The sequence below is a fragment of the Clostridium sp. JNZ J1-5 genome (genome assembly GCF_053901425.1).
This window is the reverse complement of the sequence record NZ_CM132773.1, coordinates 744,741-760,013: the sequence shown is the minus strand read 5'-3', so window position 1 is coordinate 760,013 and position 15,273 is coordinate 744,741. Positions and strand designations below refer to the sequence as shown.

Here is a 15,273-nt window from a genome sequence, read left to right as displayed (position 1 = left end):
TTAAATAACATAAATCAGCTTGTATGGAAGTTACAAGCTGATTTTTATTTAATATTATATTGTTAAAATTTAGAGTTATTAAGAGTATTATTAATCAAATTTAGGTTCTTTTATAAAGGCGTTTTTACTTATACTATATAGATTATATCGCGCAGGTATGTTTTTCATGTTTATGTAATCCATTTGGAATTCTCCATCCCAAGGAAAGATAGATATATATTCGCTGTCATATATATTAACTACAAATTTTTTTTGACTTTCTGGAAATGTAAAAAACATCTTATATTTTGGCTTACTATTTAAAGATACTGGTTTTGGTACAAAATTAGGTTTTCTAAGTTCTTTTAAAAAGCTTTTTACCATTTCAATATTATCCTCAGAGAGTGATTCTGTCTTATAAAAATTTGTATCTAATATTTTAACATCATATTTATTAGATAAAGTTAAGTTTTTTGCCAATGAATTAGTATAATAAAAATTACTTGGCTTCTGTCTATTTAAATAGAATTTAACGCTTGTACATATACCTATTATCAATATTAATATTAAAAAGATTAAACTTCCCTTTTTCAAAGATATTCTCACCTCTTGTTTATCTATATAAATAAAATTATGTTTAAAATGCCATCATTATTACAACTTTATTTAAAGCTGCATATATTAGAATAGAGTATCTAAAATTATACTCTACATTAGGAGGGATTTTAATGAAAATATATATAGATCCAGGGCATGGTGGAATTGATAGTGGTGCAGTTGGTTATGGACTTTTAGAAAAAAGTTTAAATTTAGATATATCCTTAAGACAAAAAGAATTATTTGAAAGGTTAGGACATCAAGTTAAAATGTCTAGAACTACTGACAAAACAGTAGATTTAAGTGTAAGAACTAGTGAAGCCAATAAATGGGGAGCTGATGTTTTTATTTCAAATCACATTAACGCAGGGGGAGGTGTAGGAGTAGAGGTTTGGCATTCTATTAATAGAGGAAAAAGTAAAGAATATGCAGAGAGAGTTGAAAAAAATTTAAGTAAAATGTTTAAGTCAAGGGGAATAAAAAGTAGAGAAGGACGTAATGGTGATTATTTATATGTAATTAGAACTGCTGCAATGCCTGCTATATTAACAGAGATTGGATTTATAGATAGCGTAGAAGATACTGTTAAGTTAAAAAATGGAGATATAAGACAAAAATGTGCTGAAGCTGTGGTAGAGGGAATTTTGGGACAAAGATTATCGGATGAAACAAATTCTAGTACAAAACAACCTGAACAAAGTAATTATACAAATAGAAGAACGTTGGTTTATAAAATACCTATGCTTAAAGGAGAAGATGTAAAATTCGTTCAGCATAAATTAAATCAGCTAGGTTTAAGATCAGGGATGGAAGATGGAATTTATGGGCCGGATACTCGAGAAGCAGTAAGAAGATATCAAAGGATAAAAAGACTATATGTAGACGGAATAGTCGGCAAAAATACATGGCAGAGCTTAATGTCTTAATCAGTTGCAACTAATAATTACTACAGTGAATACTAAAAGGACTTCAAAAATATCTATAAACAAAGCATCCTATGAAATAATTTATCTTTTATTCAATGATTAGCAAGTTCTTTTAGCCTGCTATTTTTAAACTAATATTTTGATTAATGCTAACTGCTTTCTTAATAGTTACACATACTGGATAATAATTTTATATACCTTAATTAATTGCAATCAGAAAATATTAGTATAACTTCAACAGGCTTCGCCTAAAATCCTGGCACCCCAACCTGGTTAAGCACTTTGCGCTTTTCTAATAAGGCAATTAATACAATACTTACACCGGTTAATGAATTAGCTATAGCATAAACAGAGTTCTTGGCTTCAGAGGGAGTTTTTACTCCCACTTTGAAGGAATGCAGAGAGTCCAAATCTTTGATTTGGTGCGAATCGCTTTCACAGAGTACGATGGGAGTATTAGAGCGGGGAGTCATCGGATAAATAATAGTTACTACTACAGTTTTTAATATATGTATAGTATAAGTAATAGCGGCCTTGATTTACCTTGTATAATGAACTCATAGTAAATTCATTATACTTTTCCTTTCTTAAAGATAATTTACTATAATAACATAAGACGCTGTGGATTAGTTTTTTTACATATAGCTAGACTATTTAAATTAGGATATAACCACAGCTTTATGCTTATTTGTTAATTAGTTAGATAACGCATGACGTTTTATATAGAGCAAGGATACATTTAGCATAAAGTGAGTGGAACATAGCGGACTAAACTATAAGGAGTGTTCTTATGATTTATATTGGAATCGATGTAGCTAAAGAGAAGCATGACTGCTGTATCGTTGATTCAGATGGTGTTATTATTAATGATTCTTTACGTATATCCAATTCTCGTGAAGGCTTTGAATTGCTTTATTTCTCAATTCTTTCCTCTCTGCCTGACAAGGATATTTCTAACGTAAAAATAGGACTTGAATCAACAGGTCATTATAGCACTAATCTCCAAAACTTCTTGTATGCTAAAGGTTTCAAGCTTTCTATTCTCAACCCTTTAGCTACAAATCTTTTCCGTAAGGCTCAAACCCTTAGGAAAACTAAGACCGATAAAACGGATGCATTAGTTATTGCTAAAATGCTCTTTTCTGATGATACAAAATCCTATTCACCAGTATCATATCAGATTCAAGAGCTAAAGTCACTAACTAGACATAGATATCGTTTAATCGGTTATAGAGGAAAATTAAAAATATCAATAACAAGACTAATAGATATCATGTTTCCTGAACTACCTAAATACTTTTGGTCAATTCATCAAAATTCCTCTTATTGCCTCCTGTCGGAGTTACCTGGTCCGCAGGACGTGGCTAATTGCCATCTCACTAAGCTTACTAGTATTCTAAGTAAGGCTTCTAGGGGCAAATATGGAAAAGATAAAGCTACCGCTTTAAAAGAAGCCGCTAGGCATTCAATTGGAACTAGCACAAAATCTTTATCTTTTGAATTACAACAAACTATTAGGTTAATTCAATCAGTTCAAGCTGAGATTGATGCTTTAGACCTTCAAATAAAAGAAGTTGTTACCGAGATTAATTCTCCAATAATGAGTATTCCAGGTATCTCATATACTCTAGCAGCTATAATACTTTCTGAAATTGGAGATATAGAGAAGTTTACAAGCCCAGCTAAACTTTTAGCATTCGCTGGATTAGATCCTTCTACATATCAATCTGGTAAATACAGTGCTTCTCATACACCGATGGTAAAACGTGGCTCTACATATCTCCGTTGGGCTATACTTACTGCATCTAGAACTGTTTCAATGAGAGATTCAACCTTTGCATTATACTTATCAAAGAAACAGTCAGAAGGTAAGCATTACTATGTTGCCATGAGCCATGTTGCTAAAAAGCTTATACGTGTTGTATTTTATCTTTTAAAAACCAATACCACATTTATTCCACAAATGTAATCCTGACTTTTTAAAAAAGGCAACTAGGTTGCTTTATTTGTCATGCACTTTTTTAAGAAACTAAAAATATAACTTTTCTTTTAAAATTACCTTGACTTCATATAGTTAGTCTAATTTAAGGTACTAAAAGTAAGAAGGTATATAATTCTCTGTTGAATTATATACCTTCGATTTTTAGTACCTTATTTTACATCTACCAAGGTCGCTATTTTGTAGCACTATCCTTAAATAATAAAATTAATTATGCATTATTTAAGGATTTTCTTTCATTGTTAAATACAACATAACATATAACAAATGTTATTGCAGTAGGGATTACCCATGTAAAGCCTACTGAGGATAAAGGAATTGCATTTAAAATATTCTTTATTAATGCATTATTAACTATAGAACCTAGAGTAGCCAGTATTGAAAATAATAATGTTACGCGGACAGTTATAAATATAATTTTGTCATTTCTTATAAATTTACCCAATAGTCCGGTTATTATTAATACTATTACAACTGGATAAAGTATTTGCAGTATAGGTGATGCAAAGGATACTATTATATCAACACCTTTAAGAGCTATTATTATACTAGCTATTGTTATTATAAATGCATTAGTTATATATGAAATTTTTCCTTTAGAAAGTTTAGTGAAAAATTCTGCTCCAGTAGCTGTAAGACCTATAGAAGTAGTTAAACATGCAAGGCCAACAGATATACTTAAAGCCAGTGTACCAAATCTTCCAAGAACACTTTGAGATATTTCCATAACTAATTTAGTTCTAGAAATATCACTACCAAATAAAGTACTTGTCTCAGCACCTAAGTATAGTAGACCCCCGTATACAAAACTTAAGCCTAGCACAGCAATTAATCCAGAAGAAAGTGTAGCTGAAACAATTTCCTTTTCACTTCTATAGCCTTTGCTTTTTACAGATGCTATTATAATTGAAGCAAAGATTACTGATGCCATAGCATCCATAGTCTGATACCCTTCAAGTAATGAATTAGTAAATACATTTGAATAATTAGTATCTACAATAGGTCCTATAGGGCTTATAATTCCCTTTACTATAATTATAGCAAGCATAGTTAAAAGAAGTGGAGTTAAAAATTTCCCAATGTTATCTATTATTGAATTTGGTTTTAATACAAAAATGAGATTCACAAAGAAATACAGCAGAATTCCTAAAAGTTGGCTCATATTTGGAAATAATGGCTGAAGACTTAACTCAAAAGTAGTAGCTGCTGTTCTTGGAATAGCAAGCATAGGTCCTATAGACAACATAAGTGCAGTTGTTGTAATGACTGCAAACCATTTACCAGCTCTCCCAGCCATATTTTCAAAATTCCCACCGCTTTTCATGCAAGAGATAATTCCCATTAGAGGAAGTCCAACACCTGTTATTAAGAATCCTAAAGAAGAAACGTGATAACCTGATCCTACAGCCCTTCCGAGGGAAGGAGGGAAAATTAAATTGCCAGCTCCGAAAAACATAGCGAATAGTGCGAATCCTATTACTAAATAATCTTGTAATTTTTTTAACATAAATAGCCTCCTTATCTGACAGTCTATATATCATAATATCATATATGCGGAAAGTTCACTATTCAAAATTTGTCTAATAATAATCTATTATGCATTTTTTCATGCAAATTAAATCATTTATATTCAAATTTTTATAGTTTATTTAAATGAGTTATATTAAAAAAAGTGGTTAAAATACTTAGTATATAGGATCATTAAACAAAAAGAGGAGGAAATTGATTTGGTAAGAAAAGAGAATAAATCAAAAATGGTTGCTGAAAAACTTTCAAGAGAATATGATAAAGTAAATATGGAAGCTGCTGAGTTAATGGATATGCCTGGCACAGATAAGAAAAGACAAAGAGGTAAAGGAAGTCCTAGAAACCAATTCAAATAAAAAGTATAGGGAGATATAAATAATGGATAAGAAAGCTAGCAGTAATAAAAAATCAAGAAATAAAGCTAATGAAAAATATCAAAAAGAAGCACAAAAAGCTAATATGGAAATTGGAGAAGAATTGTCTCCTAAGGCGAAAAAAAGAAGATCAGGAGTAAGATAGAATAGAGAGTAAAGTTTAGATGAAGTTTAAAACTTTGTCTAAACTTTTTATATTTTAATAAAACGATATATGTATAATAAAGAATTTACACGATACCAAATTGGATGGTAAAATTATATACAAAAGTTAAAAGGGGATTAACTTAAAGATATGATAGATAATGGAAAAGACAATAGAAAAAGTAAAAGATATAAACTTATGAAAAAAATAATGTTAGCCATTAGCGTAATGTTTTTTATAGTGTCTATATCAGCAAAAGTAAACAGTACTCTTAAACTTATGAAGAAAAGTAGCATTATAGAAGAAAAAGCTCAAATTAATAGCAATTATAATAAAGAAATGGATATAGAAATTTACAATGCTAAGTTTCATAAAGCATATGAAAAAATATATGATGGTATGATTCAAGTTAATGAATCATTATCTGCATATGCATCTAAGTTAGATAGGACAAAAGATAAAAATCTTAAAGCTTATGAGGTCTTAAGGAATGAAAATAAAAAATTAATAGATAGTAATAAATTTAATAAAATAAATGATTGTAAAAGTTATATTGACATTCTCATGAAAGAAATAGAAAACATGGATTATAAAAATGAATATGAGTGTTCACTTCTAATAGATTTCTATAAAAGTTATTGTGCATATTATAATTCATTAATCCATATAGAAGGAAACTGTAATGAATATCTTAAGAGACTAAGAGAAATTGAACATAATGTCATTAAAATAGGTGACAGAATAAATAATCTGAAATAAAGTATGAACTAATGAAAATGTACAAGCATATTATAATGTAGGATAAAATATATAAACTACATTATAAAAAGGGATGTGAGCCTATGAGTTACGATAATGATTGTAACTGTAACTGGAATAATAACTGTGCTTGGGAAAATGATAATTGTCATGAAGATGACAACATACTAGATAATAATTGCAGCATATATGGTGAAATAGAATTAAATGAAAACTATAGATGGGATGACAATTTTAAGTGGGATAATGATTATAAAGATGAACTAGAGTTTAGATGGGATAGTAACTTTGAAGATAATAGCGAAGAATATAATTGGAATGAAGACCATGCATTAGAAGATAATCAAGAAGCTAATGAAGGTGACTATTTAGATGAAGAGCTAAACAACGAAGAAGATAATGAGGAAGAATATATTGAAGAAAATATGGAAGAGTATTCAGTGTCTGAACCATTACATGAAAATGATGAAGTGGAAGGAGTAGAGGAAGAAGAAACTGAAATATTTCAAGAGCAAATTGAGTTACAAGATCCACCTAGACTAGCATCAGCTGGATTACGTGAAATTTGTGTAATACCTATGCATAATATTTTAAAACAGCTATCAGATTTAGGAATTGGTGATATTGAAATAGGAACTGAGAGACAAGGAACAATATTTAATGCAAGAATTATCAGTATTGAAGATTCTCTTGTAAAAATTGAAACCCCATTTATTAGAAGTTTGATACCTATTCATCAAATAGTAGGAATATGTACAAGATCCTTGCCTAAAATAGATCTTTTGCCTGAACCAGATATACCAAGGCAAGGAGACTGCGAATGTTGCGAAAGACATCTTAGAGAGTATTGCAGCAGCAGAATAGGAAGAAGATATACTATTAATACTATAGCTAAAGATGAGGTTTTTAGCAGTATAAGCGGAACTATAACAAGAATTGGAGAAGGAGTTCTTGTTGTAGATGATACTGTAGCCATAATAATTTGCAAAATTATATCTATAGAAAAAAGCTTAAGAAGAGGGAATGAAATACTTTAATAATAAACCTTAACAATAAGTACATTAGTCTAAAAAGTGTTATATTAATTAAAGGCCCTCCATTAAATTTATATGGAGGGCTTAATCAGTTGTATTAATTAATTCTTGTGTTTGTGTAGTAAGTATTTGAATTAGATAAGTTACTTAAAGTATTTTTACGAGGATTTTTTTTAATCCTAATTATATAATCTATTGAAGTAAGCATAACAAAGGTTACTATTAAAATTACATTTACCATAAATAACACCCCTCTTTTTTATTGGGTTTCTATAATTATATTATATGCAAGTATTCTATATAAAATCAAGCTAAAATGCAATATTTCTTTCATAATTATTTTGGACATTTATTGAGTTTTTAATAATAAATTGCATGTTTTGTTAAAGAGTGCATAATGTTATAAAAGCAAAATTAATGAGTTTAGGGGATTTTATTATGATAATAGTTGTAAAAAGTGCATAGAATAACAAATGGACAGATTTGATTTTATAGTTATAAATGAATTCTATAGATTTAAGAAAAATTTTATAGAATGAAATAAATTATGTAAAGAAAGAAATCTTTCAAAAGTCAGCCAATAATAGAAGAGAATATATTTTGTATATTAATTAATCTAAAATAGGTAATTTATTGTTATAAAAATTATATTATTTGAGGTATTAGATATGTTAAAAGTATGTTTATTAGCACCAGGAGGCATGATGCCTCTTCCAAATAGATATTTAACTTCCGCAGTAATGATCTGCAATGGAAGTATGATACTATTAGACTGTGGGGAAGGTACACAAATTTTATTAAAGAAATTAAAATGGGGTTTTAAAGCTATAGATGTTATATGTATAACCCATTATCATGCAGATCACATAGCAGGTCTCCCAGGACTTTTAAGTACTATAGGAAATTCAAATAGAAAAGAACCTATAACTATAATTGGACCTAAAGGATTAAGAAAAATAATCAATGGATTGACTGTAATAATTCCAGAGTTGCCATATGAGCTAAATTTAATTGAAATTGAAGAAGATGGAATTAGAGATTTTAAACATAAGGAATATTCAATAAGTGCTGTAATAGGAGAACACAGTATACCATGTATGGCGTACAGTATAGAGATAAACAGAAAGAGAAAGTTTGATAGATTAAGGGCGGAAGCTAATAATATACCAAGAAGACTATGGAGTAGCCTTCAAAGAGGAGAATCATCTAATTTTGAAGGTGAAATATTTACTCCTGATATGGTATTAGGAGAAGAGAGAAAGGGATTGAAAATATCCTATTGTACTGATTCAAGACCTGTTACTAGACTAGTAAAATTTATAAAAGGTTCAGATCTATTCATTGGAGAGGGAATGTATGGGGAAGATTCCTATTTAGAAAAGGCAGAAAAAAATGGGCATATGTTATTTTCAGAGTGTGCTAAGTTAGCAAGAGAAGGAGAAGTAAAAGAACTTTGGCTTACACATTTTAGTCCTCTACTCCAGAATCCAGAAGAGTTCCTATATTATGCAACAGATATCTTTGAAAATACAAAATTAGGAGAAGAATTAATGATAAAGGAGTTGGCTTTCCAAGAGGAAAAATAATCTCTAATTAATCAATAGGTATTTCATCACGTGAAAAAATACTATTTATTACTCTTTTGACACTATCATCCTTTAGGGAGTATATAATTTCTGTGCCTTTTCTGTTTCCTTCAATAATACCTTTAGACTTTAAAATTGATAGATGCTGCGAAATTGTAGACTGTGGTATATCAAGGCAATTTTGCATTTGAGAGACATTTAAATCTTTTATCATAAGTCTGCATACTATACATAATCTTGTAGGATGACCTATGGTTTTTAATATCTCTGACATATTTATAATTTTTTGATTATATTTTTCATTATTCAATAAGATCACACCTTAAATTAAATTATCGGATACTAGAAGTAGATACTATCAATTAGAATTTGATTAATATAGAATTTTTATCCTATTTTAACCCTATTGGATTTATTAACAGTGAAATAAATGGAGCTAACAAAAGTTTACGTAATTATTAAAATTTTATGTAATAACTGAGATTTTGTCAAGTAAAATGAAAGCATAAAAGAACATTAGGGGGGAAAATTAAATAATGAGAGGAGTGCCAATATGAATAATGATAATAAAAATAAGAAAGTAGACTTAGGCGATTTGCCAACTAATTATATATTAAGTTTAAAAAACGCTATAAGAATAGATGAGGAAGGTAAACCTATTGTAACTGAAAAGAAAGATAGTTATGAGAAGTTACATGAATAGAACCTATTTTACTAGAAAAGGGAAGGAGAATTAAAAATGGCAAAAATGAGAGGCGAAACTCATAAAAAGAGTAAACAACATGATGGGCATAGGCCACAGGAGGATACTAAAAAGAGATATAAAAGGACACCGGAGAGATATACTAATTTTGATGGAGAGCCTATAGAATAAAAAGTGAGTTATGGACCTATGTCCATAACTCTTTTAATTGTACTTTATTTTTTCATGGAGGATTAAATAGAGTATAATATTATATAAAGTCTACTTAATAAACAAAAAGGAGATGCTATTATGAAAGCAGAAAGACTAAAAAGAGTAATAAATAGTATGATAAAACATAATGTTGATCAAATAATTATAACTTCTCCAGCATCAATATTTTACATAACTGGAAAGTGGATTGAGCCAGGTGAAAGGCTTTTAGCACTATATTTAAATATCAATGGTGACAAAAGGCTGTTTGTAAATGAGTTATTTCCTATAAGTGAAAATATGGATATAGATATAGAATTCTACAATGACGGAGAAGAACCTATATTAAGAATGCTATCTGTGATAAAAGAGAATAAAATTTTAGGAATTGATAAGGAATGGCCGGCTAAATTTTTAATCAAGCTTATGGAGGAAATGCCAAATATAAAGCTCGTCAATGGATCGCCTATAGTAGATGAGGTAAGAATGATAAAGGATGAAGAAGAAATCAATCTTATGAGAGAGGCTTCTAAAATTAATGATAAGGCTATGAAAGCATTGATTGAGGAAGTAATTCCATTGAATATTACAGAGAAAAAGGCTTGTAAGTTATTAGGAGATATATATGAAAGATATAATACTGATAGCTTTTCATTTTATCCTCTTATAGCTTATGGTGCAAATGCAGCAGAGCCACATCATGACTCAGATAAAAGCCGCTTAAAAGATGGAGATAGTATAATTTTAGATATTGGAGGAAAAACTAATTTTTATTGCTCAGATATGACTAGAACTTTATTTTTTAAGAAAGTAGAAGATGAATATAAGGAAATATATAATATTGTATTACAAGCCAACATTAATGCAATAGAAACAATAAAACCTGGTGTTAGGTTTTGTGATATAGATAGTGCGGCAAGAAAAGTAATAGAGAAAGCTGGATACGGTCAGTATTTTACTCATAGAACAGGACATAACATAGGTATCGATGTACATGAATATCCAGATGTAGGTGCAAAAAATGATATGATTGTTCAAGAAGGTATGATTTTTTCTATAGAACCTGGCATATACTTGCATGAAAAGATGGGAGTTAGAATAGAAGATTTAGTAGTTGTAACTAAGAATGGATGTGAAGTTTTAAATAACTATTCTAAAGAAATTCAAGTTATAGGTTAAAAAGTGTGTAACTCAAGGCACCTTAGGTTTAGTAAAGTGTTTTGAGTTGCACATTTTTGTTTTATAAACAATCTGCGGCAGCTTCTATAACTTCGGCATCTGAAATATCGATTGCATCTAAATCTTTAAGTTCTCTAATAAGTTCTTTAACTCGATCTTTGTTTATTTCCGTTGTTACTATTGTAGTGGATACACTAATTTGTTTAACATCTCTATTCATATGTATACCTCCAAATTAATTTATATTTGAATTATTACCATATATATACTTTTTATAACGGCTCTTTTCTCATATAATTTTAAATGAATGTTGGTTTTTACATTCATTTAAAATTTTCCATATCAACAATCTCTTGAAACAAGCTTGTTATAAAAATTTAATTCAAGGGAAAAATATATATAACTATAAAATGCTATGTTGCAAATGAGGTGAATATTACATGGAAGTAGAAAATGTGAATGAAAAAGATCAAGAACAAGAATTAGAGGGAGATAAATCTCTGCTTTTAGGTATGTTAGGAGAAGCTAATGTAGAAGGAGAAGATTATTATAAATCCACTCCTATAGTAACGAACTATTACTATGGAAGAGATTAAAATCAATAAATAACGGATTGAATCGGGGCTAATTATTTGCTCCGATTTTTTATTTTAGAAATATGAACATTAAATAAAGGGTTAATGAAAAAAATATAGAAACTATACTGAAATATATTTAATTCATATAAAAATCAACATTCATTTAAGACAAAGTGAATTTATCTTACAGGTTAGATAGAAGAAATAAGGAAATAATAAATAGTGGAGGAGATTAAAATGATTGATGATATTTTAAAAACTGAATACAGTAATGAATTTGACGATTTAAGGAAAAATAGAATGGCAACTAGCTACTTTAAATACGGCGCTATAAAAGATAATTATGGACAAAGACTTGTAAATGCCATAGATAATCTAGAAATAAGACTAGAAAGATACAGAAAAACTGGAAACACAGAATACTTGGTAGATGTGGCTAATTTTGCAATGATTGAATTTATGTATCCTCAACATGGAAAAGCTCATTTTAAGGCTACAGATGGTAAAGATAGACTTGAAGGGATGACCATAAAGGAGTTAAAAAGTTATTAGACTTTAACTGAATATTTCTAGGAGTATTTGGAGACCTGTATAAATTTTTTTATACAGGTATTTCTTTTAATTTATTATAAAAGTATAAAAAAGAAATACATGAGAAGTATATATAGTATGAATTAATATGCCTATTTATAAAATTAGGGGGGAAGGTATAGGAGGTAGAAGATAAACATAAATTTAATAAATTTAAATATATTTAGATATAGTATTTTATTAATTATACAAAAAAATTTTATGAGGTGATTTATATGTCAGTAAAAAATGCTATGACTGCCGATTTTCTTAGATCAGCATATGGTGGAGAGAGTATGGCACATATGAGATATTTAGTATGGGGAGAAGCTGCAGAAAAAGATGGTTTTCCTAGCATAGGAAGACTATTTAGAGCTGTAGCTTATGCAGAGCAAGTTCATGCTAAAAATCATTTTACGGTGCTTAAGGAACAGGTTGGAGATTATACTGTGCCAGCCGGAGCAGTTTTTGGGCTAACTAATGTAGTAGAAAATTTGCAGGGAGCTATAAATGGGGAACTTCATGAAATTGATCAAATGTACCCTGTGTACCTTGAAACTGCAAAATATCAAAATGAAAAAGATGCACAAAGGTCATTTCACTTTGCAGTTGAGGCAGAAAAGCAGCATGCTAAGTTGTTTCAGGAAGCTCAAAATTTGGCTAAAGAAAATAATGACATGAGAGATAGTAAATTTTATGTATGTCCTGTTTGCGGATATACTATAGAATACGAAGCACCAGAAAAATGTCCTATATGCGGGGTTAAAAAAGAACTATTTAAAGAATTTTAATTTAGATAATATATTTTAAATAGAATAAAATATATAAAAACCTCAGGTATTTTTAGGCTATCTGAGGTTTTTATATGGAGTAAAGTCTAGTATATTATAACCCTAAAAGAAATAAGTATGGAAATATTGGGTATTGTGGATACGGATAGTAATATGGCATATTATAGTAGTAAGGATGATGATATGGGTAATTATGATGGTAATTATAGTGTGGATAATTATGATGCATATATCCATGATATTGTCTACTCATATCCATATCTAAATCGAGATTTTCATCTTCATCTTCCCTGAGTTCTGGATAATTATCCATATATTCATGTTGATGAATTAATGGACAAGTATTATACATAGGGCAATTGTACATCCATGGACAGTAGTTCATATGATGCATATGGTGCATAGGATACATAGATTGCATATAGAGTGGCATTTCTGTGTATTTATCATGGTGATCTTTTTCATGGTGTTCATGATCGTCATCATGACGAACTTGGAATTGATTATCCATAACAAACCTCCAATAAAAATATCTACACTAAAATTATATGCTAATTGTAATATTATGTTTCTATATATTTACGATGTTTTTACCTATTACTACTCCCGAAAAACCTAAAAATAAATTTAAAAAAGTATTTAGTAGTGCTAAATAATAACTGCCATTACTGAATAAAGCTATAGTTTCATAACTAAATGTAGAGAATGTTGTAAGACCACCTAAAATGCCAGTGGTTAGAAAAAGTTTTAAATTTGAAGAAATAATATTTGATGTAGAACTTAACTCCATAATAAAACCAATTAGAATTCCACCTAATATATTAACTATTAAAGTTCCATAGGGCAGTTGCCCATTAAATATTTTTGAGGAATTTGTAGATATAATATAACGTAATGCTGCACCTATAAATCCTCCTAAACCTACATAAAATATTTTTTCCATCTTTAGCCCTCCCAAAAAACAGATAAACTCCCACTTTTAATTTAAAGTAGAAGTCACTAACCTATATCATTTAATGATATAGGTTGTTAACAAGTAAAAGTATAATCTACTATTATATGTTTGTAAATAGACTAGTACATAAGAGGTATGTACTCAATAATGTTATTCTAAATACGTTGAATTTACAATTCGGATATTATAGAATAAATCTAAGTAAAATAAATAAGTGCAAAGAAGACATACTAGATATTTTAGAAAGGGTTGATTTTATGAAATTACTTAACCTTAGCTCGGGAACAAAAATAACATATAAAGTTCATATGAAATATTCTATTTTGTGGGAATGTGCATTAGGCATAGCAGCATCTACTTACGATGAATTACATCATACTCTTGAAAAGTCAGAGAAATATTGGGCCAATACTATAGAAAAACTTAGTAAAGAAGCCCAAAAAGAGCTTGCATATAGTAAAAAGAATAATACCTGGAAGACGCTGCTTCAATTACTCTATGTAGAAGAATTTGAAGACTTAAAAACATTTTTAGATTATATAGATAATTTAAAAGAAGAGAAATTAAGATTTTATTCACTTCCATTTTTAGGTGAAGAAAATGAGCAAAATAGAAAAAATGCTTCTTTGGGAGATAAGTCAGCTAGGATAAAATTAATTGATAGCTGCTCAAAACATAAGTTTTTTCCAGATTATATAGAGTTCATTTGCATTGTACCAGTTGATAGATTGAAAAGTCATCTTATCACTTTAATGAAGGCGTGGTATGAAACTGTAATTAAGCCAGAAGAGGAATATATTTTGTCAATACTTTGCAGGGATTTTCAAAGTAAGAATTTGATGAAGGATAAGCTTGATCCAGAAAAATTTGTTGAATGGGTTACAGGGGGAGTAGCATATTCTCCAGAGCCAACAGTAACAGACGTTGTACTTATACCTCAATATATTTATAGACCTTGGACTGTTGAAGCTGATAGTATTAATACAAAAATATTCTATTATTCTGTAAGTGATGAAAGCATAGCAATCGGTAAAGATATTTATATTCCTGATATCAATTTGATACAGGGATATAAGGCATTAGGAGACGAAGTTAGGCTTAGAATAGTAAAGTTTCTCTATGAAGAGGATAAAACCCTTCAAGAGTTAACAGAAAAACTAAATCTTGCAAAGTCAACTGTACATCATCATCTTAGTATGCTAAGATCTGCACGACTTGTGAAAGTTACTGATTCTAAATACTGTTTAAATAAAGAGTTTCTTTTTATAATGGAATCCGAACTTAAAAATTATTTAGAAAGGCAATAGTATTATTTTAGTGTTTAATTGTTCAGTATAGATTTAGATGGTATAATATGTATTAAATATTAAAATTTGAAA

At 29.2% G+C, this 15,273-nt stretch carries 21 protein-coding genes; 14 read left to right on the top strand and 7 right to left on the bottom strand.

Features of this window, described 5'->3' with window-relative positions; all coding sequences use genetic code 11:
• Positions 1-90: 90 nt before the first annotated feature.
• A complete protein-coding gene (locus tag ACWW38_RS03825; RefSeq protein WP_456259485.1) occupies positions 91-573 on the bottom strand; it encodes a DUF4883 family protein in 483 nt (160 codons plus the stop codon).
• A 134-nt stretch (positions 574-707) separates the two neighbouring features.
• Between ACWW38_RS03825 and ACWW38_RS03820 the strand changes: the two genes are divergently transcribed.
• Both ACWW38_RS03820 and ACWW38_RS03815 read left to right on the top strand, forming a co-directional pair.
• Complete coding sequence (locus tag ACWW38_RS03820) at positions 708-1,502, top strand: N-acetylmuramoyl-L-alanine amidase (protein WP_456259484.1); 795 nt, start codon at positions 708-710, stop codon at positions 1,500-1,502.
• 790 nt (positions 1,503-2,292) lie between these two features.
• On the top strand, positions 2,293-3,471 hold the full coding sequence (locus ACWW38_RS03815) for an IS110 family RNA-guided transposase (protein WP_456257925.1): 1,179 nt from the start codon (positions 2,293-2,295) through the stop codon (positions 3,469-3,471).
• A gap of 241 nt (positions 3,472-3,712) precedes the next feature.
• On the opposite strand, the gene brnQ is transcribed toward ACWW38_RS03815, so the two are convergent.
• Complete coding sequence (brnQ, locus tag ACWW38_RS03810) at positions 3,713-5,008, bottom strand: branched-chain amino acid transport system II carrier protein (protein WP_456259483.1); 1,296 nt, start codon at positions 5,006-5,008, stop codon at positions 3,713-3,715.
• A gap of 220 nt (positions 5,009-5,228) precedes the next feature.
• Here brnQ and ACWW38_RS03805 point away from each other — a divergent pair, with 220 nt between their 5' ends.
• From ACWW38_RS03805 to ACWW38_RS03790, 4 genes are all read left to right on the top strand, one after another.
• A complete protein-coding gene (locus ACWW38_RS03805; protein WP_456259482.1) occupies positions 5,229-5,384 on the top strand; it encodes a hypothetical protein in 156 nt (51 codons plus the stop codon).
• Between the two features lie 22 nt (positions 5,385-5,406).
• Entirely contained in the window at positions 5,407-5,547 is a 141-nt protein-coding gene (locus ACWW38_RS03800) for a hypothetical protein (protein WP_456259481.1), read from the top strand.
• 150 nt (positions 5,548-5,697) lie between these two features.
• A complete protein-coding gene (locus ACWW38_RS03795) occupies positions 5,698-6,306 on the top strand; it encodes a hypothetical protein (RefSeq protein WP_456259480.1) in 609 nt (202 codons plus the stop codon).
• Positions 6,307-6,389: 83 nt separating this feature from the next.
• Positions 6,390-7,343: a hypothetical protein gene (locus tag ACWW38_RS03790; RefSeq protein ID WP_456259479.1), complete on the top strand. Its 954-nt coding sequence runs from the start codon at positions 6,390-6,392 to the stop codon at positions 7,341-7,343.
• A 94-nt stretch (positions 7,344-7,437) separates the two neighbouring features.
• Here ACWW38_RS03790 and ACWW38_RS03785 read toward each other — a convergent pair whose 3' ends face one another.
• Positions 7,438-7,581, bottom strand: coding sequence for a hypothetical protein (locus ACWW38_RS03785; protein WP_456259478.1), 144 nt, complete (start codon positions 7,579-7,581; stop codon positions 7,438-7,440).
• 427 nt (positions 7,582-8,008) lie between these two features.
• On the opposite strand from ACWW38_RS03785, the gene ACWW38_RS03780 reads away from it, so the two are divergent.
• Positions 8,009-8,926 (top strand): ribonuclease Z, encoded by a 918-nt coding sequence (locus tag ACWW38_RS03780; RefSeq protein ID WP_456259477.1) that lies wholly within the window; start codon positions 8,009-8,011, stop codon positions 8,924-8,926.
• A 7-nt stretch (positions 8,927-8,933) separates the two neighbouring features.
• On the opposite strand, the gene ACWW38_RS03775 is transcribed toward ACWW38_RS03780, so the two are convergent.
• Positions 8,934-9,236 (bottom strand): ArsR/SmtB family transcription factor, encoded by a 303-nt coding sequence (locus ACWW38_RS03775; RefSeq protein WP_456259476.1) that lies wholly within the window; start codon positions 9,234-9,236, stop codon positions 8,934-8,936.
• Between the two features lie 243 nt (positions 9,237-9,479).
• On the opposite strand from ACWW38_RS03775, the gene ACWW38_RS03770 reads away from it, so the two are divergent.
• The 3 genes from ACWW38_RS03770 (at position 9,480) to ACWW38_RS03760 (ending at position 11,000) form a co-directional block, all read left to right on the top strand.
• Positions 9,480-9,629 (top strand): hypothetical protein, encoded by a 150-nt coding sequence (locus tag ACWW38_RS03770; RefSeq protein WP_456259475.1) that lies wholly within the window; start codon positions 9,480-9,482, stop codon positions 9,627-9,629.
• A 36-nt stretch (positions 9,630-9,665) separates the two neighbouring features.
• Positions 9,666-9,800 carry a hypothetical protein gene (locus ACWW38_RS03765; protein ID WP_456259474.1) on the top strand — a complete coding sequence of 45 codons (135 nt, stop codon included), beginning with the start codon at positions 9,666-9,668 and terminating at the stop codon, positions 9,798-9,800.
• A 120-nt stretch (positions 9,801-9,920) separates the two neighbouring features.
• Positions 9,921-11,000, top strand: a complete 1,080-nt coding sequence (locus ACWW38_RS03760; protein WP_456259473.1) for a M24 family metallopeptidase — start codon at positions 9,921-9,923, stop codon at positions 10,998-11,000.
• Positions 11,001-11,061: 61 nt separating this feature from the next.
• Here the strand turns inward: ACWW38_RS03760 and ACWW38_RS03755 are convergent, their stop codons facing one another.
• A complete protein-coding gene (locus ACWW38_RS03755; protein WP_456259472.1) occupies positions 11,062-11,220 on the bottom strand; it encodes a hypothetical protein in 159 nt (52 codons plus the stop codon).
• 220 nt (positions 11,221-11,440) lie between these two features.
• Between ACWW38_RS03755 and ACWW38_RS03750 the strand changes: the two genes are divergently transcribed.
• The 3 genes from ACWW38_RS03750 (at position 11,441) to ACWW38_RS03740 (ending at position 12,939) form a co-directional block, all read left to right on the top strand.
• On the top strand, positions 11,441-11,596 hold the full coding sequence (locus tag ACWW38_RS03750; RefSeq protein ID WP_456259471.1) for a hypothetical protein: 156 nt from the start codon (positions 11,441-11,443) through the stop codon (positions 11,594-11,596).
• A gap of 219 nt (positions 11,597-11,815) precedes the next feature.
• On the top strand, positions 11,816-12,130 hold the full coding sequence (locus ACWW38_RS03745; protein WP_456259470.1) for a hypothetical protein: 315 nt from the start codon (positions 11,816-11,818) through the stop codon (positions 12,128-12,130).
• A 254-nt stretch (positions 12,131-12,384) separates the two neighbouring features.
• On the top strand, positions 12,385-12,939 hold the full coding sequence (locus tag ACWW38_RS03740) for a rubrerythrin family protein (protein ID WP_456259469.1): 555 nt from the start codon (positions 12,385-12,387) through the stop codon (positions 12,937-12,939).
• 94 nt (positions 12,940-13,033) lie between these two features.
• On the opposite strand, the gene ACWW38_RS03735 is transcribed toward ACWW38_RS03740, so the two are convergent.
• A complete protein-coding gene (locus ACWW38_RS03735; RefSeq protein ID WP_456259468.1) occupies positions 13,034-13,450 on the bottom strand; it encodes a hypothetical protein in 417 nt (138 codons plus the stop codon).
• A 60-nt stretch (positions 13,451-13,510) separates the two neighbouring features.
• Entirely contained in the window at positions 13,511-13,882 is a 372-nt protein-coding gene (crcB, locus tag ACWW38_RS03730) for a fluoride efflux transporter CrcB (protein WP_456259467.1), read from the bottom strand.
• Positions 13,883-14,151: 269 nt separating this feature from the next.
• Here crcB and ACWW38_RS03725 point away from each other — a divergent pair, with 269 nt between their 5' ends.
• Positions 14,152-15,201: an ArsR/SmtB family transcription factor gene (locus ACWW38_RS03725; protein WP_456259466.1), complete on the top strand. Its 1,050-nt coding sequence runs from the start codon at positions 14,152-14,154 to the stop codon at positions 15,199-15,201.
• Positions 15,202-15,273: the final 72 nt, after the last annotated feature.